This window comes from Pseudomonas sp. IT-P294, assembly GCF_949767865.1.
Taxonomy (GTDB): domain Bacteria; phylum Pseudomonadota; class Gammaproteobacteria; order Pseudomonadales; family Pseudomonadaceae; genus Aquipseudomonas.
In genome coordinates this window covers 92,815-118,818 of the sequence record NZ_CATKQW010000057.1, presented here as the reverse complement: position 1 = coordinate 118,818, position 26,004 = coordinate 92,815, and the positions used below count along the sequence as shown (strand labels likewise).

Annotated in this window: 22 protein-coding genes; 10 read left to right on the top strand and 12 right to left on the bottom strand. The window is 60.8% G+C overall.

From position 1 onward, the window contains the following. Positions 1-4 precede the first annotated feature (4 nt). Positions 5-1,246, top strand: coding sequence for an HlyC/CorC family transporter (locus ACM6I0_RS27965; RefSeq protein ID WP_414923798.1), 1,242 nt, complete (start codon positions 5-7; stop codon positions 1,244-1,246). Positions 1,247-1,457: 211 nt separating this feature from the next. Continuing rightward, positions 1,458-2,774, top strand: coding sequence for an MFS transporter (locus ACM6I0_RS27960; protein ID WP_414923797.1), 1,317 nt, complete (start codon positions 1,458-1,460; stop codon positions 2,772-2,774). Between the two features lie 114 nt (positions 2,775-2,888). Here ACM6I0_RS27960 and purT read toward each other — a convergent pair whose 3' ends face one another. From purT to ACM6I0_RS27935, 5 genes are all read right to left on the bottom strand, one after another. Beyond that, positions 2,889-4,070: a formate-dependent phosphoribosylglycinamide formyltransferase gene (gene purT, locus ACM6I0_RS27955; protein WP_208669863.1), complete on the bottom strand. Its 1,182-nt coding sequence runs from the start codon at positions 4,068-4,070 to the stop codon at positions 2,889-2,891. A gap of 92 nt (positions 4,071-4,162) precedes the next feature. Next, positions 4,163-4,630, bottom strand: a complete 468-nt coding sequence (locus ACM6I0_RS27950) for a preQ0 transporter (RefSeq protein ID WP_285436521.1) — start codon at positions 4,628-4,630, stop codon at positions 4,163-4,165. Between the two features lie 50 nt (positions 4,631-4,680). Beyond that, positions 4,681-4,896, bottom strand: coding sequence for a DUF1289 domain-containing protein (locus ACM6I0_RS27945; protein WP_208669864.1), 216 nt, complete (start codon positions 4,894-4,896; stop codon positions 4,681-4,683). Next, on the bottom strand, positions 4,893-5,417 hold the full coding sequence (locus ACM6I0_RS27940) for a gamma carbonic anhydrase family protein (RefSeq protein ID WP_090188034.1): 525 nt from the start codon (positions 5,415-5,417) through the stop codon (positions 4,893-4,895). The genes ACM6I0_RS27945 and ACM6I0_RS27940 overlap by 4 nt, the downstream gene beginning before the upstream one ends. 54 nt (positions 5,418-5,471) lie before the next feature. Further along, complete coding sequence (locus tag ACM6I0_RS27935; RefSeq protein ID WP_090188037.1) at positions 5,472-6,071, bottom strand: CoA pyrophosphatase; 600 nt, start codon at positions 6,069-6,071, stop codon at positions 5,472-5,474. A gap of 146 nt (positions 6,072-6,217) precedes the next feature. On the opposite strand from ACM6I0_RS27935, the gene ACM6I0_RS27930 reads away from it, so the two are divergent. The 7 genes from ACM6I0_RS27930 (at position 6,218) to nagE (ending at position 14,853) form a co-directional block, all read left to right on the top strand. Continuing rightward, positions 6,218-6,769, top strand: a complete 552-nt coding sequence (locus ACM6I0_RS27930) for an NUDIX hydrolase (protein WP_285436519.1) — start codon at positions 6,218-6,220, stop codon at positions 6,767-6,769. Positions 6,770-6,837: 68 nt separating this feature from the next. Continuing rightward, a complete protein-coding gene (locus ACM6I0_RS27925) occupies positions 6,838-7,341 on the top strand; it encodes a L,D-transpeptidase family protein (protein WP_222589901.1) in 504 nt (167 codons plus the stop codon). Positions 7,342-7,633: 292 nt separating this feature from the next. After that, positions 7,634-8,365, top strand: a complete 732-nt coding sequence (locus tag ACM6I0_RS27920) for a GntR family transcriptional regulator (RefSeq protein WP_222589900.1) — start codon at positions 7,634-7,636, stop codon at positions 8,363-8,365. A 68-nt stretch (positions 8,366-8,433) separates the two neighbouring features. After that, positions 8,434-9,540 carry an N-acetylglucosamine-6-phosphate deacetylase gene (gene nagA, locus ACM6I0_RS27915; RefSeq protein WP_414923796.1) on the top strand — a complete coding sequence of 369 codons (1,107 nt, stop codon included), beginning with the start codon at positions 8,434-8,436 and terminating at the stop codon, positions 9,538-9,540. Continuing rightward, entirely contained in the window at positions 9,521-10,543 is a 1,023-nt protein-coding gene (locus tag ACM6I0_RS27910; RefSeq protein ID WP_414923795.1) for an SIS domain-containing protein, read from the top strand. Before nagA ends, ACM6I0_RS27910 begins: the two co-directional genes overlap by 20 nt. A gap of 31 nt (positions 10,544-10,574) precedes the next feature. Next, positions 10,575-13,091 (top strand): phosphoenolpyruvate--protein phosphotransferase, encoded by a 2,517-nt coding sequence (gene ptsP, locus ACM6I0_RS27905; RefSeq protein ID WP_414923794.1) that lies wholly within the window; start codon positions 10,575-10,577, stop codon positions 13,089-13,091. Between the two features lie 46 nt (positions 13,092-13,137). Further along, entirely contained in the window at positions 13,138-14,853 is a 1,716-nt protein-coding gene (gene nagE / locus ACM6I0_RS27900; protein ID WP_414923793.1) for an N-acetylglucosamine-specific PTS transporter subunit IIBC, read from the top strand. A gap of 791 nt (positions 14,854-15,644) precedes the next feature. On the opposite strand, the gene ACM6I0_RS27895 is transcribed toward nagE, so the two are convergent. Both ACM6I0_RS27895 and purL read right to left on the bottom strand, forming a co-directional pair. Continuing rightward, positions 15,645-15,956 carry a YqfO family protein gene (locus ACM6I0_RS27895; protein ID WP_285435475.1) on the bottom strand — a complete coding sequence of 104 codons (312 nt, stop codon included), beginning with the start codon at positions 15,954-15,956 and terminating at the stop codon, positions 15,645-15,647. Between the two features lie 5 nt (positions 15,957-15,961). Further along, entirely contained in the window at positions 15,962-19,858 is a 3,897-nt protein-coding gene (purL, locus tag ACM6I0_RS27890; protein ID WP_414923792.1) for a phosphoribosylformylglycinamidine synthase, read from the bottom strand. 274 nt (positions 19,859-20,132) lie between these two features. On the opposite strand from purL, the gene mltF reads away from it, so the two are divergent. Beyond that, positions 20,133-21,593, top strand: a complete 1,461-nt coding sequence (gene mltF / locus ACM6I0_RS27885) for a membrane-bound lytic murein transglycosylase MltF (RefSeq protein WP_285435472.1) — start codon at positions 20,133-20,135, stop codon at positions 21,591-21,593. Positions 21,594-21,721: 128 nt separating this feature from the next. Here mltF and pdxJ read toward each other — a convergent pair whose 3' ends face one another. From pdxJ to lepB, 5 genes are all read right to left on the bottom strand, one after another. After that, entirely contained in the window at positions 21,722-22,468 is a 747-nt protein-coding gene (gene pdxJ / locus ACM6I0_RS27880; protein WP_414923791.1) for a pyridoxine 5'-phosphate synthase, read from the bottom strand. 51 nt (positions 22,469-22,519) lie between these two features. Beyond that, the gene (recO, locus tag ACM6I0_RS27875) at positions 22,520-23,206 is read right to left on the bottom strand and encodes a DNA repair protein RecO (RefSeq protein WP_285435470.1); all 687 of its coding nucleotides are present in this window, start codon (positions 23,204-23,206) and stop codon (positions 22,520-22,522) included. A 173-nt stretch (positions 23,207-23,379) separates the two neighbouring features. Beyond that, on the bottom strand, positions 23,380-24,282 hold the full coding sequence (gene era, locus ACM6I0_RS27870) for a GTPase Era (protein ID WP_008151577.1): 903 nt from the start codon (positions 24,280-24,282) through the stop codon (positions 23,380-23,382). Beyond that, complete coding sequence (gene rnc / locus ACM6I0_RS27865) at positions 24,275-24,964, bottom strand: ribonuclease III (RefSeq protein WP_059403405.1); 690 nt, start codon at positions 24,962-24,964, stop codon at positions 24,275-24,277. The genes era and rnc overlap by 8 nt, the downstream gene beginning before the upstream one ends. 183 nt (positions 24,965-25,147) lie before the next feature. Continuing rightward, positions 25,148-26,002 (bottom strand): signal peptidase I, encoded by an 855-nt coding sequence (gene lepB, locus ACM6I0_RS27860; protein WP_222589890.1) that lies wholly within the window; start codon positions 26,000-26,002, stop codon positions 25,148-25,150. Between the last annotated feature and the right edge of the window lie 2 nt (positions 26,003-26,004).

The window sequence follows — 26,004 nt, the reverse complement described above, 5'->3', positions numbered from 1 at the left end:
AATAATGGACGACTTGCCCATAGGGCCGATGCTCGCGGTATTGGCCCTGCTGATTTTATGGTCGGGTTTGTTTACCGCCATCGAAACGGCACAACAACACCTGCTGGCCCAACGCACCGCCTCGCGTTCGAGCGACAAACCGGTGGCGAAGCTGAGCTTCCCGATCAATAGCCTGATTTTGTGCAATACGCTGTGCCGTGCGCTGGTCATGGTCATCAGTACATTGCTGGCGATCTTCACCTGGGCGCAAAACGGCCCCTGGATTGCCTGTATCGGCGCCGGTGCCGGGCTTCTGGTGTTCGCCGACTACCTGCCGCGCACCCTGGCCGTGCGGTATCCGGACGCCATTCTGGCCTTGGGCAACACGTTGCTCGTCGCACCGTTGAAAATCATCTACCCGGCAGCCTGGCTGCTCAATGCCATCGCCCAGTTGCTGACGCGGCCGTTTGCCCGTAAACCCAAAGTCGTGCAGCAGAGCGAAGACGAGACGCCGAACGAACGGCACGACAATCACGAACAGCCGGTCTGCCGTCCGCACCCGCTCTCGGGCATCCACGCGCTCGACAACATCACGGTCAACGACATCCTGGTGCCGCGCAGTGACGTCGACGGGATCAACCTCGATGACCCGATTGAGGAAATCATCGAACAACTACGCAACAACAAGCGCACACGCCTTCCGGTGTTCCACAGCGACATCAATCAAGTCGAAGCGGTGCTGAACACGCGACAGATCCGGCACTTGCTGCCCAACGGCAGCCTGACTTTCGAGGCGCTGCTGGCCGCCAGTCACGAACCGTACTTCGTGCCGGAAAGCACGCCACTGCAACTGCAACTCCTGAATTTCCACAAGCAGCAGCGGCGCCTGGGCATGGTGGTCGACGAATATGGTGAAGTGCTGGGCATCGTGACGCTTGAGGACATCCTTGAAGAAATCGTCGGTGAATTCGAGAGCCAGCACAGCCTGGACAACCCGCACATCCATCCGCAGCCTGACGGGCGACTGGTGATCGAAGGCGCGGCGTCTATTCGCGAACTGAACAAGACCCTGGGCTGGCACCTGCCCAGCGACGGCCCGAAAACCCTTAACGGTTTGGTCACCGAAGCGCTGGAGACCATTCCCGACAGCGCGGTGTGCCTGAAAATCGGGCGTTATCGCCTGGAGATTCTGGAGACTGAGGACAATCGCGTCACGCGCGTGCTCATCTGGCATACCAGTTCGGTTCCGGCCCTCCCCCAGGTCTGACCCAATCCCTTTGTTCAAGGCCCAGAACCTGTGGGAGCGCGTTTGCGCCCCAAGCCCCTTGTTGAATCGTTAGCCGCCTTCCTATAATCGAGCCGCTTACCCAAGCCCCGCCCTACCCCCGTGCTACCCGCACACCGCTCTAAACCCACATCCCTGGGTGTTCGACCATAATAATTCGCTCCACTGGAGCATGACTGTCAGGGATCATCGCATGACGACCAGCACCGCTTTCAGCGACACCACGCCTGCGCAACCGACCAACTCTGCCACCCGAGTCGCGACGGCGAGTTTTATCGGCACTGCCATCGAGTTCTACGACTTCTACGTCTACGCCACCGCTGCTGCGTTGGTGATCGGCCCGGTGTTCTTTCCGCAGACCTCCGGCACCGCGCAGATGCTCTCGGCGTTTCTCACCTTTGGTATCGCTTTTCTTGCCCGACCGCTGGGTTCGGCGCTGTTTGGACACTTCGGTGACCGTATCGGACGCAAATCGACGTTGGTTGCCTCGTTACTGTTGATGGGCGTGTGCACCACGTTGATTGGCGTGTTGCCGGGTTACGACAGCATTGGCGCCTGGGCGCCGATCCTGTTGTGCGTCCTGCGTTTTGGCCAAGGCCTTGGGCTCGGTGGCGAATGGGGCGGCGCGGCGTTGCTGGCGACGGAGAATGCGCCCAAGGGCAAACGTGCCTGGTTCGGCATGTTTCCGCAGCTCGGCCCTTCCATCGGTTTTCTGGCCGCCAACGGCCTGTTCCTGACATTGGCCATGACCTTGAATGACGAGCAGTTCCGCTCGTGGGGCTGGCGGATTCCGTTCCTGCTCAGCGCCGTGCTGGTGATGGTCGGCTTGTACGTACGCCTCAAGCTCCACGAGACCCCGGTGTTCGCCAACGCCATGGCCCGCCAGGAACGGGTGAAGATCCCATTGGTCGAGTTGTTCAGCCAATACTGGGCGCCGATGCTGTTGGGTGCCGGTTCGATGGTGGTGTGCTACGCGCTGTTCTACATCTCGACAGTGTTTTCGCTGAGTTATGGCGTGTCGACGCTTGGTTACACGCGCGAAACCTTCCTTGCCCTGCTGTGCTTCGCCGTCCTGTTCATGGCGGCGGCAACACCGCTATCGGCCTGGGCCAGTGATCGTTACGGGCGCAAGCCGGTGCTGATCATCGGCGGCGTGCTGGCGATTCTGTCCGGTTTTTTGATGGAACCGCTGCTGACTCAGGGGTCGACCTGGGGCGTGGCACTGTTCCTGTGCATTGAGCTGTTTCTGATGGGCGTGACGTTTGCACCGATGGGCGCGTTGCTGCCGGAGCTGTTTCCGACCCACGTTCGCTATACCGGCGCATCGGCGGCCTACAACCTGGGCGGCATCGTCGGAGCTTCCGCGGCGCCGTTCTTCGCACAGAAACTGGTGGCGATGGGTGGTTTGAGTTACGTCGGCGGGTATGTGTCAGGGGCGGCAGTGCTGAGCTTGATTGCTGTGCTGTGCCTGAAAGAGACGCGTCACAACGATTTGAATCGGGTAGCCTGAAGCAGAAGCATCGCCAGCAGGCTGGCTCCCACATGGAAATTGGGTGTCCACAAAATCTGTGACCAATCAATAACCCTGTGGGAGCTAGCCTGCTGGCGATAGGCGCGCCTCGGTTTACAGCTCGACGACGACAGCCTGGGAAGCGCGGGTCGCTTTAGCTCGAGCAGCCTCAATCGACTCATCCCGCGCCAACGCCACGCCCATTCGGCGCTGACCGTTCACTTCAGGCTTGCCGAACAGACGCAACGCGGTATCCGGCTCGCTCAATGCAGCCCCCAGATTGGCAAACGCCGTCTGGGTCGATTGCCCCTCCACCAGAATCACCGCCGAAGCCGAAGGTCCGAACTGACGGACCAATGGAATCGGCAGGCCGAGAATTGCCCGTGCGTGCAGCGCGAACTGCGACAGATCCTGAGAAATCAACGTCACCAGACCGGTGTCATGCGGACGCGGCGACACTTCGCTGAACCACACCTGATCACCTTTGATGAACAGCTCGACACCAAACAGACCGCGACCGCCCAGGGCTTCGGTGACCGCTTTGGCAACGCGCTCGGATTCAGCCAGGGCAATCGGGCTCATGGCTTGTGGCTGCCAGGACTCCTGATAGTCGCCCTTCTCCTGACGATGGCCGACTGGCGCGCAGAACGTGGTGCCGCCAATGTGACGCACGGTCAGCAAGGTGATTTCGTAATCGAAATCGATGAAACCTTCGATGATCACGCGGCCTTTACCGGCACGACCGCCTTCCTGCGCGTAATCCCAGGCGGTTTTCACGTCATCGGCGCTGCGCAGCAGGCTCTGGCCTTTACCCGACGAACTCATCACCGGCTTGACCACGCACGGGAAGCCCAGGTCCTGGACGGCCTTGCTGTAATCCTCGAAAGTGTCGGCGAAGTGATAAGGCGAGGTCGGCAGGTCCAGCTCTTCAGCAGCCAGGCGACGAATGCCTTCGCGGTTCATGGTCAGCTGTGCGGCACGCGCGGTCGGGATCACGGTGAAGCCTTCGGCTTCCAGCTCCACGAGGGTCGCGGTGGCGATGGCTTCGATTTCCGGCACGATGAAGTGCGGCTTCTCGGCCTCGATCACCGCGCGCAGGGCGGCACCGTCGAGCATGTTGATTACGTGGCTGCGATGCGCGACCTGCATGGCCGGCGCATTGGCGTAGCGATCCACGGCAATCACTTCAACGCCCAGGCGTTGCAGCTCGATCACCACTTCCTTGCCCAACTCACCACAGCCACACAGCAATACGCGGGTCGCGGTTGGCGACAATGGAGTTCCGATACGGGTCATCTCAGGTCCTCAAGAAGCGGATCATCGAGGGAGGCAGCAACGTGCGCGCGTCCCCAAAGCGCGGCATTTTACATGAACCGCAGGGTTTGGCTTCAGCTGACGACGGCCTGTTTGCGCAGGCGCCAGGCCATGATCAGCCACACGGCGGTGACTCCCGCGAACTTCGAGCCCATGGCGGTGAGGATCACGCCGGGCGTGAATGCGTCGATCATTCCGAAGAAGATGAAGGTATCGAGGGGAATGCTCAAAGCCGAACTTATCCACAGGCGATCGTGCAAGGGCCGCTTGGTGACGCTGAAAACCAGCCAGTCAATGCACTCGGACACTGCGAACGCCGTGGCGCTGGCCAATGCAATGGATGGATCGGACGTGACGTAGGACAGGACCAGTGCGGCGAGCATTGCGGCAATGGCGCCGTGACCGAAGCGGGTTTGCACCATGTCGCGCAAGACAAACACCAACCCGCCCCAGGCCGACCAGATGATGTCGAGGTGCGGGGCGGTGGAAAAGGCGAAGTTGATCAGCACAACGCTGCTGATGTAGGCGATCAGGAAGAACATGGGGACGTGGAATACCTGTCAATTTGGCGCACAGAGTACCGTAGGCACTCCTACAGGTCAGGCGTTTTGCCCAGCATCCAGAGCAGGCCGCTGGATTTGGCCCGCTCATGACACAACCCCAGCACCTTGCGGCGCTCTTCATTATCCATCCGGCTCCAACGGGTGATTTCCTCCACCGTGCGCTGGCACCCGGTGCAAATATCATCCTCGTCCAGCGCGCAAATGTTCACGCAGGGCGACAGGACCGGTCGTTCGCTGGCACTCATTCGTCCTGCTCGACCAGATCGCGGGCATAGCGCTGCGAGTTGTGCACATAGTGCGCGGCACTGGCCTCCAGCATCTTTTTCTGCGGCTCGGTCAGCTCTCTAACCACCTTGCCCGGCGAGCCCATGACCAGCGAGCCGTCCGGAATCTCCTTGCCCTCTCCGATCAGCGAGTTGGCGCCGATGATGCAGTTCTTGCCGATTTTCGCGCCGTTGAGAATCACCGCGTTAATACCGATCAGGCTGTAATCGCCCACCGTGCAGCCGTGAAGCATGGCGTTGTGGCCGATGGTCACGCCGGTGCCGATGGTCAGCGGGTAGCCCATGTCGGTGTGCATCACCGTGCCGTCCTGGACGTTGCTGTTCTTGCCGATCAGGATCAATTCGTTGTCGCCACGCAGCACCGCGTTGAACCAGACATTGGCGCCCTCTTCCAGTTTGACCTTGCCCACCAGCACGGCATTGGGCGCGACCCAACTCTGCGGATGGGTTTCGACGCGGGCATCGCCCAGGCGGTATTTCATCTTGTTTTCCTCAAGGCTCAGGCAGCCGCGTTACTCGCCATACGAACGATGGCTTCAACTATTGATAAAGCTTTTGGGTGGGTGGTGCAGGCTGATGTCAGCGTCATAAAGCAGGTTGATCAACTCTACGATCATGATCGCGGTCAGGCCCCAGATTTTGTACTCGCCGTAACGATAGCTCGGCACGTACCAACTGCGCCCCTGATAATCGATGCGATGAGTGTGTTCCCGGGGATCTTCGCGGAAGAACTCCAGGGGCACACTGAACACCGCTGCGATTTCGGCATCGTTGGCCAGGTATTCGACAAAGTCCGGAATGACGCCGACATACGGCGTGACCTTGATGCCGTGCAGGGAAATCAACGGGCTTAACGGGCCGATGACTTCGACCAGCCCTGGCGGCAGACCGATTTCTTCTTCGGCTTCGCGCAGCGCGGTGAAAATCAGGTCGGGGTCTTCGGGGTCGCGGCGACCACCGGGAAAGGCCACTTCACCGCCATGGGTCGAGAGCCCACTGGCGCGCAGGGTCAGAACCAGTTCCGGTTCGTCACTGCGAGTGATGGGCACCAGTACCGCGGCCTCGGGGAAACGCTTGTCGGTTTCCAGTGTGCGTGGGATGTGGTTGCTTACTCGATGCAGTAGCTCGTCCAGCATGAGACTTCTCGACTTGTTCGCTACCTTGCATCATGCACCAATCGAACCTGTCGCCCAACCCCATAACCACTGCATGTCGCTAAACGACAACTTGCCGACAGACACCGACGCACGCCAAGATAGGCGCAGCATTCAGGAACCCAAGCATGAAATTTTGCAGTCAGTGCGGCAACCCGGTCACCCAGCGCATTCCCGAAGGCGATTCGCGCCTGCGTTTCGTCTGCGACAGCTGTCAGGCGATTCACTATCAAAACCCCAACATCGTCGCCGGTTGTGTGGCGACCTGGGGCTCGAAAGTGTTGCTGTGCCGACGCGCCATCGAGCCTCGGCTCGGTTACTGGACCCTGCCCGCCGGGTTCATGGAGAACGGTGAGACCATCGAGCAGGCGGCTATTCGCGAAACGGCCGAAGAGGCCTGCGCCCGGGTGCGCAACCTGAGCATCTATACGTTGATCGATGTGCCGCACATCAGCCAGGTGCATGTATTTTTTCGCGCCGAACTGGTGGACCTGGATTTTTCCGCTGGCCCCGAGAGCCTGGAAGTGCAGCTTTTCGACGAAGCCGACATCCCGTGGTCCGAGCTGGCTTTCCGCACGGTGGGCCGTACCCTAGAATGCTTCTTCGCTGACCGGCGGGCAGAGGTCTACCCTGTGCGGTCCGAATCGATCCCGCCGCTTGCTCAGCCTGCCAACACCTAAAGCTCCTGGCTCCAAAATCACCTATAACTAACTAAATAGTCGCGACACCTTTCAGGGATATCGTTTCAATGCGCTGGTTGCTTGCCGTGTTTTGTTTGACTTTCGTTGCCCTGTCACAGGCTTCCGTAGCGGAGACCCTGAACGGCAGAGTCATCGAGAAAGTTCTGGTTTTGAAATCCGCCCATCAATTGCAGCTGATCAACGACGGCAAGCCGATCAAGACCTATCGCATCTCCCTGGGCAAAAGCCCCAGGGGGCCGAAGCTGATGGAAGGCGACAAACGCACGCCTGAAGGTTTCTATTGGCTGGACTGGCGCAAGGTCAGCGACAAATTCAATCTGGCGATGCACATTTCCTACCCGAACATCAGCGACTCTGCCCGCGCCCGGCGTGAAGGCGTCGCGCCGGGGAGCATGATCATGATCCACGGCACGCCGGATACCGAAGACACCCCCGAAGACCTGTTCCACACGCTGGACTGGACCGACGGTTGCATCGCCATGCGCAACATGGACATGCGCGAAGTCTGGGGCCTGGTGCCCGATGGCACGATGATCGAGATTCGCCCGTAACGACGACCTTCCGTCGCCCCCCGAAAAATAAATTCAAACGATCGCAGCCTGCGTCAGCGCCTGAGGGGTAGATACCAATTCCCCCTGCAGGCGCTACCGCAGGCTGCGATCTTTGCATTCAAAATCCCCACCGCTAATACCACTTCAAACCTCACCGCCTCCAGTTTATCCGGCAGGCCAGGCTTTTCGGCGCCTGCAGCAAAGTACTGGCATTGACATGGTATTCAAGTGGTATTAATTTTCGGCCATTCGCGGGAAACAACACTCCAATAACCGCATCGGACATCCGAACATGAATGACCTCCAGGCCTTACGCCCCGACGACACCCAGCCAACGCCGCTGTACTTGCAACTGGCGCGCAATCTGGAAATGGCGATCCATGCCGGCCAGTGGAAAGCCGAACAAGCCATGCCGTCAGAGCGCAATCTCAGCGAAGTGCTGGGCATTTCGCGGGTCACCGCGCGCAAGGCGCTGGAAGTGCTGTTTGAGCAAGGCCTGATCCGCCGCAATCAAGGCTCCGGCACGTTCATCACGCCACGCCTCGAACAACCGCTGTCGCGCCTCTCCGGATTCAGCGAGATGCTGCGCCTCAAGGGCTTCGTCCCCGGTTCGCAATGGCTGGAGCGCGAGATCACCCCGCCGACCCACGAAGAACTGATCCGCCTCGGACTGTCACCGAACGACAAGGTCGCGCGGCTCAAACGCCTGCGCAAAGCCGACGACACCGTCATGGCAATCGAGATGAGCACCCTTCCCGCCTCGATCATTCCCAAACCACAAGCGGTGGGCGACTCCCTCTACGAATACCTCGACGGCATCGGCAAACCGATCGTTCGCGCCCTGCAACACATCCAGGCGATCAACGCCTCGGACGAATTCGCCGCCCTGGTCGGCATCGCCCCCGGCACCGCCATGCTGCTGATGACCCGGGTCGGCTACCTGGAAGACAACACGCCGATTGAAGTCACCGACACCTATTGCCGCAACGACTACTACGACTTTGTCGCAGAGCTTCGTAGATAGAGAGCTTCGTAGATAAAAGACTTCGCCACTAAAAGGCTTTGCCGCTCATCGTGCAACGAGAACCGATCATGTCCGAAGACAACATCCTCACCGCCCACGGCTGGGTTCGCGGCCGGCTGATTCACGAACACGGCAAGGTCGTGTCCATCGAAGGCGTGCCGTGCGATCCGGCCGACAACGACTTGCCCTACCTGCTGCCAGGTTTCATCGACCTGCACGTTCACGGTGGCGGTGGCAAAGACATCATGGAAGGCGCCACGGCCTTCGAAACCATCAGCAAAACCCACGTACGTTTCGGCACCACCTCGATGCTGGCCACCACCATGACCGCGCCAAGCGAAGAGATTTCCAGCGTGCTCAAAGCCGTCGGCGAATTTTGTGAGCAACGGCCCGAAGGCTGCGCCCGCGTGCTCGGCGTGCACCTGGAAGGTCCGTACATCAATCCCGGAAAACTTGGCGCCCAACCCAATTTCGCCCACACCGCGCTGATGGCCGAAGTCGAAGAATATTTGGCCCTGGCACCGATCCGGGTAATCACCATCGCCCCGGAAATCGCCGGCCACGACGCCTTGATCCGCGCCCTTAGTGCGCGCGGTATCCGCATGCAGATCGGCCACACCCTCGGCAGTTATGAGGAAGGCGTTGCCGCGCTGGCGGCCGGCGCGAGCAGTTTCACCCACCTCTACAACGCCATGAGCCCGTTGCATCATCGCGAGCCGGGCATCGTCGGCGCGGCATTGGCTCACGCCAAGTACGCCGAACTGATCCCAGATTTGCTGCACGTGCACCCCGGCGCCATCCGTGTCGCCCTGCGCGCCATTCCCTGCCTGTACTGCGTCACCGACTCCACCGCTGCCGCCGGCATGCCGGACGGTGAATACAAGCTCGGCAGCCACACGGCCACCAAGTGCCTGGGTGGCGTGCGTTTGCCCGATGGCACCCTGGCCGGCAGCACCCTGACCATGGATCAGGCGTTGCGCAATCTAGTGAAAGTCGGATTGTCGGTCGCCGAAGCCTCGCAACGTCTTTCGCAATTCCCCGCCGACTACCTCGGCCTTCACGAACGTGGCCGTCTTGCACCGGGCAGCTGGGCCGACAGCGTGCGGCTGGATCGCTCACTCACACTGACCGCCGTCACGGTCGAAGGAGAAGACATTGACTTCAAAAATGCTTGAAGAGGCGCTGTCCTCGTTCGAGGCCGTGCAAGCCCAACTGCAACAACTCGACCCGCAGATGATCGAGATCGCCGGACGCCTGCGTCGCCAGCCACCGCAAGTGGTGATGACTGTCGCTCGCGGGAGCTCCGATCATGCCGCCAGTTACTTCGCCTACCTGACCATGCAGCAATTGGGTTTTCCGGTGGCGTCGTTGCCGATGTCGGTGGTGACCATGCTGCAAGCGCCGTTGAAGGTCAGCGGCCAGGTGGCGTTCGCCTTCTCGCAGTCCGGGCAAAGTCCCGATCTGGTGAACAGCCTGCGTTTGCTGCGCAAGCGTGGCGCCCTGAGCATCTCAATGGTCAACGCCGAGAGTTCACCGCTGGAAGCCGCCTGTGAATTCAGCTTGCCGCTGCTGGCTGGCACCGAAAGCAGCGTCGCTGCCACCAAGAGTTTTATCGCCACCCTCAGCGCCAGTGCCCGGTTGATCGCTCATTGGAAAGACGACATGGAATTGCTGGAAGCCGGCAATGCCTTGCCCGAAGGTTTGCGCGAGGCGGCGAAACAGGACTGGAGCCTGGCCATCGACGCCCTGCGCGATTGCCAACGCTTGATGGTCATCGGTCGTGGCGCCGGTTTCGCCATCGCCCAGGAGGCAGCACTGAAGTTCAAGGAAACCTCGGCGATTCAGGCCGAAGCGTTCAGCAGTGCCGAGGTCCGTCACGGCCCGATGGCGTTGATCGATGAAAATTACCCGCTGCTGATCTTCGCCCCACGCGGTGCCGAACAGGCTGGTTTGCTGAGCCTCGCCGCCGACATGCGCCAGCGCGGCGCCCGGGTTCTGCTCGCCGCACCGGATGACATTGCCGAACGCGACCTCACCCTGACCCGCGCCGAGCACCCGGCCCTTGATCCGATTCTGGCGATTCAGAGTTTCTACGTCATGGCCGCCGGTTTGGCGGTGGCCCGTGGCCTGGACCCGGACCAGCCGCGCCATTTGAGCAAAGTAACGCGCACGCACTGAGCCTGACCCTTTACCTGATGAGTACCGAGCCATGCACAACAATAATAAAGAGCTGACCCTCAGCGCCCCGCTCAGCGGCCCGGTGCTGACGCTCGCCAAAGTTCCGGACCCGGTGTTCGCCAGCGGCGCCATGGGCGACGGGATCGCCATCGACCCGCTCAACGACACGCTTCATGCACCGTGCGCGGGGGTAGTGGTGCACGTCGCCCGCACTGGTCACGCCGTCACCTTGCGCGCCGACAACGGCGCCGAATTGCTGCTGCACCTGGGCCTGGACACGGTCGAATTGCAGGGTGAAGGCTTCTCGATGCTGGTCAAGGAAGGCGCGCGCGTCAGCAATGGTCAGCCGCTGCTGCGCTACGATCTGGACAAGGTGGCGCAGCAGTGCAAAAGCCTGGTCAGCCTGATGATCCTGACCAACAGCCAGGACTTTCAGGCGCGGCCTATTACGCTGAAGTCGGTAAAGGTCGGCGAGCCATTGCTGCACATCATTCGTCGGCAGGGCTCGGGGGCGCAGGCCGAAGCGGAGCTTTCAGGGGAAGAACGTATCGGCCACGTTCGCGTCGCCCACCGTGGCGGCCTGCACGCACGACCAGCAGCGCTGATTCGCCAGACCGCGCAAGGCTTCAAGAGCAAATCGCAGCTGCATTTCGCCGGCAAATCGGCGACCTGTAACAGCCTGATCGGGCTAATGGGCCTGGCCATCGGCGAGCAGGACGACGTTCAGGTCAGTTGCCAGGGCCCGGACGCCGAAGCGGCGCTGCAAGCATTGCTGATCGCTTTATCCACAGCGCTGGCCGAGGACAACCACGCCGCCGCGCCAGCCCCTGTGACCCGCCACCATCGAACGGCTGAAGCGGGCGTGCTGCACGGGGTTTGCGCAGCACCCGGCCTGGTGGCCGGGCCGTTGTTTCGCTTGAGCGCCATCAGCCTGCCGGTGGATGCCGGGCACCACGATCCAGCGCAACAACTGCAGGCGCTCGATGCCGCGCTGAGCGTGGTGCGCAGTGAAATCGACCACACCTTGGCCCAGGCCAAAAAACACAGGAACACGGACGAAGAAGCGATCTTCGCCGCGCACCTTGCCCTGCTTGAAGACCCGGCGCTGCTGGACGCGGCACAGGTCTCCATCGACCAGGGCACCGCCGCGACCCACGCCTGGAGCCGATCGATCGACGCACAATGCGAAGTTCTCCAGCAACTCGGCAGCCCGTTGCTGGCCGAACGCGCCAACGATCTGCGCGACCTCAAGCAACGCGTGTTGCGCGCCTTGCTCGGCGAAGCCTGGCACTACGAGGTGCCGGCCGGCACCATCGTCGCCGCCCATGAACTGACGCCGTCGGACTTGCTGCAACTGAGCCAGCAAGGCGTCGCCGGGTTGTGCATGGCCGAGGGTGGCGCGACGTCTCACGTGGCGATTCTCGCGCGGGGCAAAGGCTTGCCGTGCCTGGTTGCGCTGGGGGCGGCGCTGCTGGATCAGGAGCAAGGCCAAGCGGTGGTGCTGGATGCCGATGGTGGACGTCTTGAACTGGTGCCAAGAACCGAACGCCTGGCCGAGGTGCATCAAGCGCAACTCGAGCATCAGCAACGCCGCGCGCTCCAGCAGTCTCAAGCGCACACCCCGGCACTGACACGCGATGGCGTGCACATCGAAGTCGCCGCCAATGTTGCCTCCAGCGCCGAAGCGGCCGATGCGCTGGCCAATGGCGCCGATGGCGTGGGCCTGCTGCGCACCGAATTCCTCTTTGTCGACCGCCACACCGCGCCGGATGAACAGGAACAACGCCTCGCCTATCAAGCCGTCCTCGACGCCATGGGCGACAAGTCGGTGATCATCCGCACCATCGACGTCGGCGGCGACAAGCAACTCGATTACCTGCCATTGCCCGCCGAGGCCAACCCGGTGCTTGGTTTGCGCGGTATTCGCCTTGCTCAGTTGCGTCCGGAAATTCTCGACCAGCAACTGCGCGCACTGCTGCACACCCGCCCGCTGTCGCGTTGCCGAATCCTCCTGCCGATGGTCACTGAAGTCGATGAACTGCTGCACATCCGTCAGCGTCTCGATGCCCTGTGCATTGAACTTGGTGTCAGCGAACGCCCGGAACTGGGCGTGATGATCGAAGTCCCGGCCGCCGCATTGCTCGCCGAGCAACTGGCAGAACATGCGGACTTCCTGTCCATCGGCACCAACGATTTATCCCAGTACACCCTGGCCATGGACCGCGACCACGCCGGCCTCGCCTCCCGCGTCGATGCGATGCACCCGGCCCTGTTGCGGCTGATTGCCCAGACCTGTGCCGGTGCGGCGGTGCATGACCGTTGGGTCGGCGTCTGCGGCGCACTGGCCTCCGATCCGCTGGCCACCCCGGTACTGATCGGCCTGGGCGTCAGCGAACTGTCGGTGAGCCCGGTGCAGATCGGCGAAATCAAAGACCGCGTACGCCACCTCGACGCCGCGCAATGCCGGCGCATCAGCCACGACCTGCTCAAGCTGAGCAGCGCCGGCGCGGTGCGTCACGCCTGTCACCAGCAATGGCCTCTGAGCTGAACAACTACAACAGCTCTAAAACAACAAGAACGCAGGGAGAACCGCCATGTACCAATACTTCATCGAAGGCCTGCAACGCCTCGGCCGCGCACTGATGCTGCCCATCGCGATCCTGCCGATTGCAGGGTTGCTCCTGCGCCTGGGCGACACTGACCTGCTGAACATCGCGATCATCCACGACGCCGGCCAGGTCATCTTCGCCAACCTGGCGATGATCTTCGCCATCGGCATCGCCGTCGGCTTCGCCAAGGACAACAATGGCACCGCAGGCCTCGCGGGAGTGATTGGTTACCTGGTGATGATCTCCACCCTCAAGGTGCTGGATGCGAGCATAAACATGGGCATGCTCGCCGGGATCGTCAGCGGCTTGATGGCCGGCGCGCTGTACAACCGCTTCAAGGACATCAAATTGCCGGAGTACCTGGCCTTCTTCGGCGGCCGGCGCTTCGTGCCGATCGTCACCGGATTCGCTGCCGTTGGCCTGGGCGTGGTGTTCGGTTTGATCTGGCCGCCGATCCAGCACGGGATCAACGACTTCGGTACGTTGATGATGGAAAGTGGCAGCTTCGGCGCCTTCGTCTTCGGCGTCTTCAACCGCCTGCTGATCGTCACCGGCCTGCACCATATCCTCAACAACATGGCGTGGTTCGTCTTCGGTAACTTCACCGACCCGACCACAGGCGCCATCGTCACCGGCGACCTCTCGCGCTACTTCGCCGGCGACCCGAAAGGCGGCCAGTTCATGACCGGGATGTTCCCGATGATGATCTTCGGCCTCCCGGCCGCCTGCCTGGCGATGTACCGCAACGCCCTGCCGGAACGGCGCAAGGTCATGGGCGGGATCTTCCTGTCGATGGCGTTGACCTCCTTCTTGACCGGCGTCACCGAGCCCATCGAATTCGCCTTCATGTTCCTCGCACCGCTGCTGTATCTGGTGCATGCGCTGTTGACGGGACTGTCGATGGCAATCACCAACGCGCTGAACATCCATTTGGGCTTCACCTTTTCCGGCGGCTTCATCGACATGATTCTCGGCTGGGGCAAATCCACCAACGGCTGGTTGGTCGTGCCAGTCGGGCTGGCGTACGCGGTGATCTACTACGCGGTGTTTGATTTCTGCATCCGCCGCTTCAATCTCAATACACCGGGACGCGAAGAAGTGCCTACGGGTGAGAAAGTCGTGATCGCCAAAAACGAGCGCGCCGGGGCTTACATCAAGGCATTGGGCGGCGCCCAGAACCTGATAACCGTGGGGGCATGCACGACACGGTTGCGACTGGACATGGTGGATCGCAACAAGGCAAACGATGCAGAGCTGAAAGCCCTGGGGGCGATGGCAGTTGTGCGACCGGGCAAGGGTGGGAGTTTGCAGGTAGTGGTCGGGCCGATGGCGGACAGCATAGCCGATGAAATTCGACTGGCGATGCCTGCGTTGGGACGCGCACTCGTGTCCTCCCCTCCCGCCGTTATTGATGCGCCGGAACCAGAAGCAGTGACGCATTCAGAAACGCAGAAATGGCTAAAGGCATTGGGTGGCGGCGAAAACATATTGCAGATGGATTGCATCGCCATGACCCGGATTCGACTGCAACTGGCGGATGGCAAAGCGGTGTCGGAGTGTGATTTGAAGGCGCTGGGGTGTCAGGGTGTCAGCCAACTCGATGGAGGGGTTTGGCATTTATTGATTGGCGAAAAAGCACAGAGTTTGAGCGAGGCGCTGGAAGTGCTGGTCAATCGCAGTGAAGTGAGTGCCAAGGTATAGAGGTTTGGCGACTGAGGGCAGTCATCGCGAGCAGGCTCGCTCCCACAGGGTTTGGTGTACACCTGTAAGAGATTGGTCGGCTGGCAGGCCGCCTTCGCTGGCAAGCCAGCTCCCACAGGGTTTGGTGTACACCTGCAAGAGATTGGTCGGCTGGCAGGTTGCCTTCGCTGGCAGGCCAGCTCCCACAGGGTTTGGTGTACACCTGCAAGAAATTGGTCGGCTGGCAGGCCGCCTTCGCTGGCAAGCCAGCTCCCACAGGGTTTGGTGTACACCTGCGAGAGATTGGTCGGTTGGCGGGCCGCCATCGCCGGCAGGCCAGCTCCCACAATAAAAACCGAAGTACACCGCCCGCTCTTCACCACTCAACAGGCCGAGCGGTAGCTCGCCTGCAGCTTTTGATCTACCCGCCCCTTCGGCAGGCTGAGTGGAGGCGTTTATCTGGGGGGCAGGCGCGTAGCGCCGTGCGGCGAAGCCGCACACATCGAGAGGAGGTCGTCGCGAAGCAGACCGGAGGCGATGCCCCCAGATGAATGCCGGAACGAAGGAACACCGAGCCCCAGCGAGGGGCCGGACGTCGGGGCGAGCCTTTTTTTTGCTTACTTTTTTTGAGGCGTTTGTCAAAAAAAGTGAGTCGCCGTCAGGGCGAAACCCTAAGTGGCCGTTACCGCAGCAACGGATATACACCCGATCAACCCAAAACATGGTCGGCCCGAAGGCCGCCTCAAATCCAAAGCAATAAAAAACCCGCTGAACCCAAATTCAGCGGGTTTCTCATTTCAGCAGCAGGCAGATCAAAAATCCTCCAACCGCCACACCTCATAAGCCGGCGTCTCATAGGGATGACTCTGCTTCAGAGCCATCACCACCGAACGAATCAACTCATCCGCCACCACAAGCTCAACCTTCCATTCCTCAACCCGCTCGACCTGCCCCGCCTCACCAATAAACGGCTGACTACCGTCCAAAGGGCGAAACTGACCAAGGCCAAGCACCTGCCACGCACAATGATCATAAGCCCCGATCCGCCCACCACCCGCAGCGAATACAGCACTCTTGACCTGCTCCACATGACTGGCCGGAACAAAAAAACTGAGCTTGTACACAGCGCTTAGTTAACCCAGACCCGAGCATTACGGAACATACGCATCCAAGGTGCGTCCTCGTTCCAGTCTTCCGAACGCCACGAGTTCTGCACCGCACGGAACACACGCTCCGGGTGCGGCATCATGATCGTCACGCGACCGTCGCGACTGGTCAAACCAGTAATCCCACGCGGCGAGCCGTTCGGGTTGGCCGGATAGCTCTCGGTGACCTTGCCATGGTTATCGACAAAACGCATCGCCACGCAACCCGACAGATCGGCTTCCAGCAACGCTTCTTCACTGGCGAACTCGGCATGACCTTCACCGTGAGCGATAGCGATCGGCATACGCGAACCGGCCATGCCCTGCAGGAAAATCGAATTCGACTCCTGGACCTGCACCATCGCCACGCGCGCTTCGAACTGCTCGGAACGGTTACGCACAAAGTGCGGCCAGAACTCGCTGCCCGGGATCAGCTCGTGCAAGTTGGACATCATCTGGCAACCGTTGCACACACCGAGGGTGAAGCTGTCGGTACGCTCGAAGAAACCCTGGAACGCATCGCGAGCACGGCTGTTGAACAGCGCCGACTTGGCCCAGCCCTCACCGGCACCGAGCACGTCGCCGTAGGAGAAACCACCGCAAGCGACCAGACCCTTGAACTCGTTCAGGTCGACACGGCCGGCCAGAATGTCACTCATGTGCACGTCGATTGCGTTGAAACCGGCACGGTCGAACGCGGCCGCCATTTCCACCTGACCGTTGACGCCCTGCTCACGCAGCACGGCAACCTGTGGGCGGATGCCTTTCTTGATATAAGGCGCAGCGACGTCCTGGTTGACGTCAAAGCTCAGCTTGACGCTCAGGCCCGGGTTGTCTTCTTCCAGCAACACGTCGAACTCTTGCTCGGCGCAGTCGGCGTTGTCACGCAGACGCTGGATCTGGTAGCTGGTTTCAGCCCACTGACGTTGCAGCAGACGACGCTGACCTTCAAACACGGTTTCGCCGTTGAAGGTGATGTTGATCTGGCCATTGTTGATTGGCTGACCGATCACCGACACACACTCGCCCAAACCAGCAGCGCTGAACTGCGCGAGGATGTCCGGGGTCGCGTCCTGACGAACCTGGATCACGGCGCCCAGCTCTTCGTTGAACAGGATCGCGGCGATGTCGGCGGAGGTTTCTGCCAGACCGTCGAGGTTCAGGCTCAGGCCGCAATGGCCAGCGAAGGCCATTTCCACGGTGCTGGTCAGCAGACCACCATCGGAACGGTCGTGGTACGCCAGCAGATGACCGTCGGCGTTGAGGCCCTGGATCACGGCGAAGAACGCCTTGAGGTCTTCGGCATCATCGACGTCCGGCGCTTGCGAGCCGAGCTTGCCGTGAACCTGAGCGAGGATCGAGGCGCCCATGCGGTTCTGGCCACGGCCCAGGTCGATCAGGATCAGGTCGGTGGTGCCCTTGTCCATGCGCAGTTCCGGGGTCAGGGTCTGACGGATGTCAGCCACTGGCGCGAAACCGGTCACGATCAGGGACATCGGCGAAGTCACGGTCTTGTCGACGCCTTCGTCGTTCCAGCGCGTGGCCATGGACATGGAGTCCTTGCCCACCGGAATGGTGATGCCCAAGTCAGGGCACAGTTCCATGCCGACCGCTTTCACGGTGTCGTACAGACGCGCGTCTTCACCCGGGTGACCGGCGGCGGACATCCAGTTCGCCGACAGCTTGATGTCGGAGATCTTGTTGATGCGCGAGGCGGCAATGTTGGTCAGGGTTTCGCCGATGGCCATGCGGCCCGACGCCGGAGCGTCCAGCAGTGCCAGCGGAGTACGCTCGCCCATCGCCATGGCTTCACCGGTGTAGACATCGAAGCTGGTGGCGGTGACGGCAACGTCGGCCACCGGAACCTGCCATGGGCCGACCATTTGGTCACGGGCGACGAGGCCGGTGATGGTGCGGTCACCGATGGTGATCAGGAAGCTTTTGCTCGCCACGGCCGGGTGATGCAAAACGCGCTCGACGCAGTCGGCGATGTCCAGGGTCGACGGATCGAAATCGTCGCCCAATTCGTTTTCGCGAACGGCCGAACGGTGCATGCGCGGGGCTTTGCCCAGCAGCACTTCGAGCGGCATGTCGACCGGGCTGTTGCCGAAGTGACTGTCGGTGACGGTCAGTTGCGGCTCGGCAGTAGCTTCGCCGACGACGGCGAATGGGCAACGCTCACGTTCGCAGATGGCCTGGAAGCGCTCGAAGTCGGCCGGGCCGACTGCCAGAACGTAGCGTTCCTGGGATTCGTTACTCCAGATTTCGTGCGGGGCCATGCCCGGCTCGTCATTTGGAATGTTGCGCAGTTCGAAGCGACCGCCACGGTTACCGTCGTTGACCAGTTCCGGGAAGGCGTTGGACAGACCGCCCGCACCGACGTCATGGATGAAGCTGATCGGGTTCTTGTCACCCAATTGCCAGCAACGGTCGATGACTTCCTGGCAGCGGCGTTCCATTTCAGGGTTTTCACGCTGAACCGAGGCGAAGTCCAGGTCTGCCGAACTGGTGCCGGTGGCCATGGAGGAAGCCGCGCCGCCGCCCAGACCGATCAGCATTGCCGGGCCGCCGAGGACGATCAGCTTGGAGCCGACGGTGATCTCGCCTTTCTGCACGTGTTCGGCACGGATGTTACCCATGCCGCCAGCCAGCATGATCGGCTTGTGGTAACCGCGAACTTCGTCGCCACGCGGGGTGGTGATCGACTGTTCGAAGGTACGGAAGTAACCGGTCAGGGCCGGACGACCGAATTCATTGTTGAACGCGGCGCCGCCCAGTGGGCCTTCGATCATGATGTCCAGCGCGGTGACGATGCGCTCAGGCTTGCCGTACGGCACTTCCCACGGCTGTTCGAAGCCCGGGATCTGCAGGTTGGACACGGTGAAACCGGTCAGGCCGGCCTTCGGCTTGGCACCACGACCGGTCGCGCCTTCGTCACGAATCTCGCCACCGGAACCGGTGGATGCGCCCGGGAACGGGGCAATCGCGGTCGGGTGGTTGTGGGTTTCGACTTTCATCAGGATGTGCACCGGTTCCTGCACCGCGCCGTACTGGCGGGTTTCAGGGTCCGGGAAGAAACGGCCGGCGACATTACCGACGATCACCGAAGCGTTGTCCTTGTAAGCCGACAGAACGCCTTCGCTGTGCATCACGTAGGTGTTCTTGATCATGCCGAACAGGCTTTTTTCCTGGCTCTGACCGTCGATGTCCCAACTGGCGTTGAAGATCTTGTGGCGGCAGTGCTCGGAGTTCGCCTGGGCAAACATCATCAGTTCGATGTCATGCGGGTTGCGCTTCAAGCCGATGAAGGCGTTGACCAGGTAATCGATCTCGTCTTCGGCCAGGGCCAGGCCCAGCTCGGTGTTGGCTTTTTCCAGCGCGGCGCGGCCGCCACCGAGCACGTCGATCGCGGTCAGCGGCTTCGGCGTGGCGTGGCTGAAGAGGCCGGCGGCCTGCTCAAGGTTGCCGAGGACGATCTGGGTCATGCGGTCATGCAGCACGTCCGAAATCAGCTGTGCCTGGGCGTCGCTGAACTGACCGGCAACGTAGAACGCGATGCCGCGCTCCAGGCGCTGGATTTTGGCCAGGCCGCAATTGCGAGCGATGTCGCTGGCCTTGCTGGACCATGGCGAAATGGTGCCAAAACGCGGCAACACCAGGAACAGACGACCGGTTGGCTCTTGTACCGGAACACTTGGGCCGTACTTCAGAAGGCGCGCGAGCACCTGCTGTTCGTCGCCGGTCAGGACGCCGGTAACTTCGGCGAAGTGAGCGAATTCAGCATACAAGCCGCTGACAGCCGGGACCTTCTGGCTCAGTTGCTCAAGGAGTTTGCTGTGGCGAAAGGCAGAAAGGGCAGGAGCGCCGCGCAGGATCAACATCTTCGGGACAGCCTCGGGAAGGGGTGTGCTTTGAGGCCGTGCATTCTAGCCTAAACCGCCCGCGACATCACCCGAAACGGTACGCACGGCCGCACCCGAACGTCGGGCCGGGTATTCGGCGCTGAATCCGGGGGCTGGCAACGGATATTTTTGCTGTCACAAAAAACGCTTAAACCCCATTCCTGTGGGCTCCAAGCGGGTTTTTCACTCCCTACCAGACAAGCCCTTCGCTGTCGAGATATGGCGCTCGTGGTCCTTTGCGTATACTGCGCAAATGTTTTCCCCTACGGCTTTGCGTCCGCGGTACGCCAAATGGCTGATCGCAACCGGACTCTTCCTGATGCTCAGTGGCTGTGTTGATAAACCCAACACGCTGGAGCGCGTAAAGGAGGATGGCGTGCTGCGGGTCATTACCCGAAACAGCCCCGCCACCTACTTTCAGGATCGCAACGGTGAAACCGGCTTCGAATACGAGCTGGTGAAGCGCTTCGCCGACGATCTGGGGGTGAAACTCAAAATCGAGACCGCCGACAACCTCGACGACCTGTTCAGCCAGGTGGGCAAGCCCAACGGCCCGGTGCTCGCGGCTGCCGGCCTGGTCAGCAGCGAAGAACGCAAAAAGCAGGTGCGGTTTTCCCACCCTTACCTGGAAGTCACCCCACAGGTCATCTACCGCAACGGCCAATCGCGGCCGACCGACGCCGGTGACCTGGTCGGCAAGAAGATCATGGTGCTCAAGGGCAGCACCCACGCCGAGCAACTGGCAGGCCTGAAAAAGAAATTCCCCGGCATTGAATACGAAGAGTCCGACGCGGTTGAAGTCGTCGACCTGCTGCGCATGGTGGACGAAGGTCAGATCGACCTGACCCTGGTCGACTCCAACGAAGTGGCGATGAACCAGGTCTACTTCCCCAATGTGCGCGTGGCCTTCGACCTCGGTGACGCCAGCAACCAGAGCTGGGCCGTAGCCGTCGGCGATGACAACAGCCTGCTCAACGAAATCAACGCCTACCTCGACAAGGTGAAGGAAAACGGCACCCTGCAACGCCTCAAGGACCGTTACTACGGACATGTCGACGTTCTTGGCTACATGGGCGCCACCACCTTCGCCCAGCACTTGCAGCAACGGCTGCCCAAATACGAACAGCACTTCAAGGCATACGCCAAGAAAGAGAAAGTCGACTGGCGTCTGCTGGCGGCAATCGGTTATCAGGAATCCCTATGGCAGGCGGCGGTCACATCCAAAACCGGCGTGCGCGGGCTGATGATGCTGACCCAGAACACGGCGCAAGCCATGGGCGTGTCCAATCGCCTCGACCCCAAACAAAGCATCATGGGCGGCGCAAAATACCTGAGTTACATGAAGGATCAGCTGGATGAATCGATCCAGGAACCGGATCGCACCTGGTTCGCGCTAGCGGCCTACAACGTCGGCAGCGGCCACCTGGATGACGCGCGCAAACTGGCGGCCAAGGAAGGACTGAATCCGGACAAGTGGCTGGACGTGAAGAAGATCCTGCCGCGCCTGTCAGAGAAAAAGTGGTACAGCAAGACGCGTTACGGCTACGCCCGGGGCGGCGAGCCGGTGCACTTCGTGGCGAACATCCGTCGCTACTACGACATTCTGACGTGGGTTACGCAGCCGCAGCTTGAAGGCAATCAGGTGGCTGAGGGCAACCTGCATGTGCCTGGGGTCGACAAGTCCAAGCCAAATGTGGAAAACCCGCCGCTTTAAAGCCTCACCCCAATCAAAACTGTGGGAGCGAGCTTGCTCGCGATAGCGGTCTGACAGTCACCATTTGTGTTGACTGGAAGGGCCTCATCGCGAGCAAGCTCGCTCCCACAGCTTTTTGAGTTTGGCTTTTAGGCTTTTGCGGCGGCGGCCAGGATCAGAGCTTTCATTTCCGACACTGCCGACTTGAACCCGACAAACAGCGCATGGGCCACCAGCGCGTGGCCGATGTTCAATTCGTTGATGCCCTTGATTGCGGCCACCGCTTCAACGTTGTGATAGTGCAGACCGTGACCGGCGTTGACGATCAAACCCTGGGCCAAACCAAAGGCCACACCATCAGCGACACGCTTGAGCTCTTCAGCCACTTCAGTGGGCGTTTCGGCATCGGCGTAACGGCCGGTGTGCAATTCGATGGCAGGGGCGCCGACACGACGTGACGCTTCGATCTGCCGCTCGTCCGCGTCGATGAACAGCGACACTTCACAACCGATTTTCGCCAACCGATCCACCGCCGCCTTGATCCGCGCTTCCTGACCCGCGACGTCCAGGCCACCTTCGGTGGTCAGTTCCTGACGGGTTTCCGGGACCAGGCAAATGTGCGCCGGACGAATACGTTCAGCGAACACCATCATTTCTTCGGTGACGCCCATTTCGAAATTCATGCGGGTTTGCAGCACGTCCTTGAGCAACAACACGTCGCGCTCCTGGATGTGCCGGCGATCTTCACGCAAATGCACGGTGATGCCGTCAGCGCCCGCCTCTTCCGCGTCCAGTGCGGCCTTGACCGGATCCGGATAGCGTGTGCCCCGGGCCTGACGCAGGGTGGCAACGTGGTCGATGTTCACGCCAAGAAGAATGCGATTGCTGGTGGTCACGGAAGCGCTCCTGAAGAGGGGAAAGTTCGGTGCACAGCATACAGGGAGAATTTACGGCTTTCGAAACAACTCTCTGGAAACCAACGGTCGACCGCCCAGATGCACGGCCAGTGCCTGACGCATCAGGCGCTTGGCAGCGGACAACGCACCTGGTGCCGACCAGTCGGCGTCGGCCATGGCCAACAGTTCGGTGCCGTTGAACAGACCGGGCTGGAGCAAGTAGACCTGCTCCAGGCCGGCGTCCACTTGCAGACGGTATAGGCCGTCCGGGGCGATGGGCTCGCCATGGATGTCGGTGTTCAGCGCAAAGCCGTAACCGAGGTCATCCAGCAGGCGCCATTCGAAGGAGCGCAGCAATGGCTCCAACGGACGTCCTTCAGCCAGGGCCAGCAGGGTCGCGGCGTAGTGATCGAACACCGCAGGGTGCGGGTCTTCGGAGGGCAACAGGCGAATCAACAGCTCATTGAGATAGAGACCGCTGAACAGCGCCTCGCCATTGAGCCAGGTTGAAACACCGGCGCTTTCCATGCGCCCGACGTTCTTCAACTCGCCACGACCGCGGAACTCGACTTCCAGCGGCACGAACGGCCGCGCCAACGTTCCAGCCTTGCCCCGCGCGCTGCGCAACACCGCCCGCAGCCGACCTTGCGGCGTGAGGAAATCCACCAGCGCGCTGGTTTCGCGGTAAGCACGGGAGTGGAGGACGTAGGCGGGTTGGCCAATGGGGGCTTGAGACATGGAAGTCAGGGTTCTCAATAGAGGAACGCGATCTTATAAACGACCTGAAACCAATGTGGGAGCGAGCTTGCTCGCGATTGCGGGCTTTCAGTCAACATGGATGTTGAATTTCAGGCCCTCATCGCGAGCAAGCTCGCTCCCACAGGTTTCTCCGGTGTATCTCGAACCGGGTGTTACAGGTCGCCGTAACCCAGCGAACGCAGGGCTCGCTCGTCGTCGGACCAACCGCCTTTCACTTTGACCCAAAGGTTGAGCATGATCTTGGAGTCGAACAGCAGCTCCATGTCCTTGCGCGCCTCGGTGCCGATGCGTTTGATACGCTCGCCCTTGTCGCCGATGATGATTTTCTTCTGGCCGTCACGTTCGACGAGGATCAGCGCGTGGATGTGCAGGGTTTTGCCCTGCTGCTTGAACTCTTCGATTTCCACGGTGATCTGGTATGGCAGCTCGGCACCCATCTGGCGCATGATTTTCTCGCGCACCAGTTCAGCGGCGAGGAAGCGGCTGCTGCGGTCAGTGATCTGGTCTTCCGGGAAGAAGTGATCGTTTTCCGGCAAGTAACCGGCAATCACGCGCTCCAGGGTTTCCAGGTTATGCCCGTGCTGGGCCGAAATCGGCATGATCTGCGCGTTCGGCAGCTGTTCCTGCAACCAGGTCAGGTGCGGCATCAGCTCAGCTTTATCTTCGATGCGATCGGTCTTGTTCAGCGCCACGATCAGCGGGCCGGTCACGTACTGGACGCGTTCGAGGACCATTTGGTCTTCATCGGTCCACTTGGTGCGATCAACCACGAAGATCACCACGTCGACGTCTTTCAACGCCGCCGAAGCGGTCTTGTTCATGTAGCGGTTCAGGGCCTTTTCGCCGCCCTTGTGCATGCCCGGGGTGTCGACGTAGATCGCCTGCACGGCGCCTTCGGTCTTGATGCCCAGCATGTTGTGGCGGGTGGTTTGCGGCTTGCGCGAGGTGATCGCCAGTTTCTGACCCAGAATGTGGTTCAGCAGCGTGGACTTGCCCACGTTCGGACGGCCGACGATGGCAACATAGCCACAGCGTGTTGCGGTTGAATCAGTCATGGCCATTCTCCACGCCCAGGGCAATCAGTGCTGCAGCGGCCGCTACCTGTTCGGCAATACGACGACTCACACCCTGACCTCGGCTTTTTTCATTCAGTAAGGTGATTTCACATTCGACGAAGAACGTCCGGCAATGCGGCTCACCCTGTATATCCACCACTTCGTAACGCGGCAGCTCACAACCACGCGATTGCAGGAATTCCTGCAGGCGGGTCTTTGGATCTTTGTTGGTATCGACCAGCGTCAGGCCTTCGAACTCACCGGCCAGCCAGGCCAGCACGCGCTCGCGCGCCATGTCCATGCCTGCGTCCAGGTAGATCGCACCAATCAATGCTTCCAGGGCATCGGCCAGAATCGACTCGCGACGGAAACCGCCACTTTTCAACTCACCCGAGCCCAGGCGCAGGTAGTCGCCGAGGTCGAAACCGCGGGCCAGTACGGCCAGCGTCTCGCCTTTCACCAGACGGGCGCGCAAACGCGACAACTGGCCTTCGCGGGCCAGCGGGAAGCGATCGAACAGCGCTTCGCCGGCAACGAAGTTGAGGATGGCATCACCGAGGAATTCCAGGCGTTCGTTGTTGCGCCCGGCAAAGCTGCGGTGGGTCAGGGCCAGGACCATCAGTTCCTGATCCTTGAAGGTGTAGCCGAGCTGACGCTCTAGACGGCTTAAAGAAACGCTCACGGTTTACCCACGCTGAGTTCGTGGCTGGATTCCACTGCCTTGGCCGAAAGACGGCGCAGGCTTGGGACAATTAACGCTGTGTTCAAAAATAACGTCCTGAATATCGTTGTTTTCATGCTTCTGCCGCCGATTGTGCCGACTCCAGAAATGCATTCGGCGCTGTGTTCAACAGCGCCGTTGTGATTACTTGATCAGGCCAACCCGCGAGAAATTCGGCAGGTGACTGAGTTTGGGTTCCGGCCAGCTCATCCAGACTGCGAAGGCCTTGCCGACGATATTCTTGTCGGGAACCATGCCCAGCAGATCCTTGGGAATGCTCGGATCATCCCAGTAGCGACTGTCGTTGGAGTTGTCGCGGTTGTCGCCCATCATGAAGTAGTGCCCGGCAGGCACGGTCCAGGTATGGTCCGGCGTCGCGCGGTAGCGGCTCATTTCCTTGCGGATCAGGTGCTCGGCAGCGCCGAGTTTTTCCTTGTAGAGCTCGGCACTGCCCAGCGTGCCCGGCTCGGAGCCGACCAGTTGCTCGGCGATCGATTCACCGTTGACGAACAGATGCTTGTCGGCGGTATAGCGAATCTGGTCACCCGGCAGGCCAACTACACGCTTGATGTAGTTGACGTTCGGATCGCTCGGATAGCGGAACACCATCACATCGCCGCGCTGCGGATTACCCACTTCGATGACTTTCGTATCGATCACCGGCAAGCGGATCCCGTAAGAAAACTTGCTCACCAAAATGAAGTCGCCGACGTCCAGGGTCGGTTTCATCGAGCCGGACGGAATCTGGAACGGTTCCACCAGGAACGAACGCAGCACCAACACGATGAACAGCACCGGAAAGAACGACTTGCCGTATTCGACCAGCAGCGGCTCTTTGTTCAGTTTCTCGACGACCACCCCATCAGGCTGGCTGACGCTGCCCTGATAGGAGGCAATGGCAGCACGCCGACGCGGCGCCAGAAAAAGCAGATCGAGCAACGCCAACAGGCCGCAGACGAACACGGCGATGACCAGCAACAGCGGGAAATTTAGTGACATAG

Excerpts from the sequence above, each read along its gene's own strand:
- mltF (WP_285435472.1), top strand. The coding sequence starts at position 20,133 with ATGTTTTCCCCTACGGCTTTGCGTCCGCGGTACGCCAAATGGCTGATC.
- recO (WP_285435470.1), bottom strand. The coding sequence starts at position 23,206 with ATGTCTCAAGCCCCCATTGGCCAACCCGCCTACGTCCTCCACTCCCGT.
- era (WP_008151577.1), bottom strand. The coding sequence starts at position 24,282 with ATGACTGATTCAACCGCAACACGCTGTGGCTATGTTGCCATCGTCGGC.
- ACM6I0_RS27935 (WP_090188037.1), bottom strand. The coding sequence starts at position 6,071 with ATGCTGGACGAGCTACTGCATCGAGTAAGCAACCACATCCCACGCACA.
- ACM6I0_RS27925 (WP_222589901.1), top strand. The coding sequence starts at position 6,838 with ATGCGCTGGTTGCTTGCCGTGTTTTGTTTGACTTTCGTTGCCCTGTCA.
- ACM6I0_RS27965 (WP_414923798.1), top strand. The coding sequence starts at position 5 with ATGGACGACTTGCCCATAGGGCCGATGCTCGCGGTATTGGCCCTGCTG.
- ptsP (WP_414923794.1), top strand. The coding sequence starts at position 10,575 with ATGCACAACAATAATAAAGAGCTGACCCTCAGCGCCCCGCTCAGCGGC.
- ACM6I0_RS27950 (WP_285436521.1), bottom strand. The coding sequence starts at position 4,630 with ATGTTCTTCCTGATCGCCTACATCAGCAGCGTTGTGCTGATCAACTTC.
- ACM6I0_RS27945 (WP_208669864.1), bottom strand. The coding sequence starts at position 4,896 with ATGAGTGCCAGCGAACGACCGGTCCTGTCGCCCTGCGTGAACATTTGC.
- purT (WP_208669863.1), bottom strand. The coding sequence starts at position 4,070 with ATGACCCGTATCGGAACTCCATTGTCGCCAACCGCGACCCGCGTATTG.
- nagA (WP_414923796.1), top strand. The coding sequence starts at position 8,434 with ATGTCCGAAGACAACATCCTCACCGCCCACGGCTGGGTTCGCGGCCGG.
- ACM6I0_RS27920 (WP_222589900.1), top strand. The coding sequence starts at position 7,634 with ATGAATGACCTCCAGGCCTTACGCCCCGACGACACCCAGCCAACGCCG.
- ACM6I0_RS27930 (WP_285436519.1), top strand. The coding sequence starts at position 6,218 with ATGAAATTTTGCAGTCAGTGCGGCAACCCGGTCACCCAGCGCATTCCC.
- nagE (WP_414923793.1), top strand. The coding sequence starts at position 13,138 with ATGTACCAATACTTCATCGAAGGCCTGCAACGCCTCGGCCGCGCACTG.
- ACM6I0_RS27940 (WP_090188034.1), bottom strand. The coding sequence starts at position 5,417 with ATGAAATACCGCCTGGGCGATGCCCGCGTCGAAACCCATCCGCAGAGT.
- purL (WP_414923792.1), bottom strand. The coding sequence starts at position 19,858 with ATGTTGATCCTGCGCGGCGCTCCTGCCCTTTCTGCCTTTCGCCACAGC.
- lepB (WP_222589890.1), bottom strand. The coding sequence starts at position 26,002 with ATGTCACTAAATTTCCCGCTGTTGCTGGTCATCGCCGTGTTCGTCTGC.
- ACM6I0_RS27960 (WP_414923797.1), top strand. The coding sequence starts at position 1,458 with ATGACGACCAGCACCGCTTTCAGCGACACCACGCCTGCGCAACCGACC.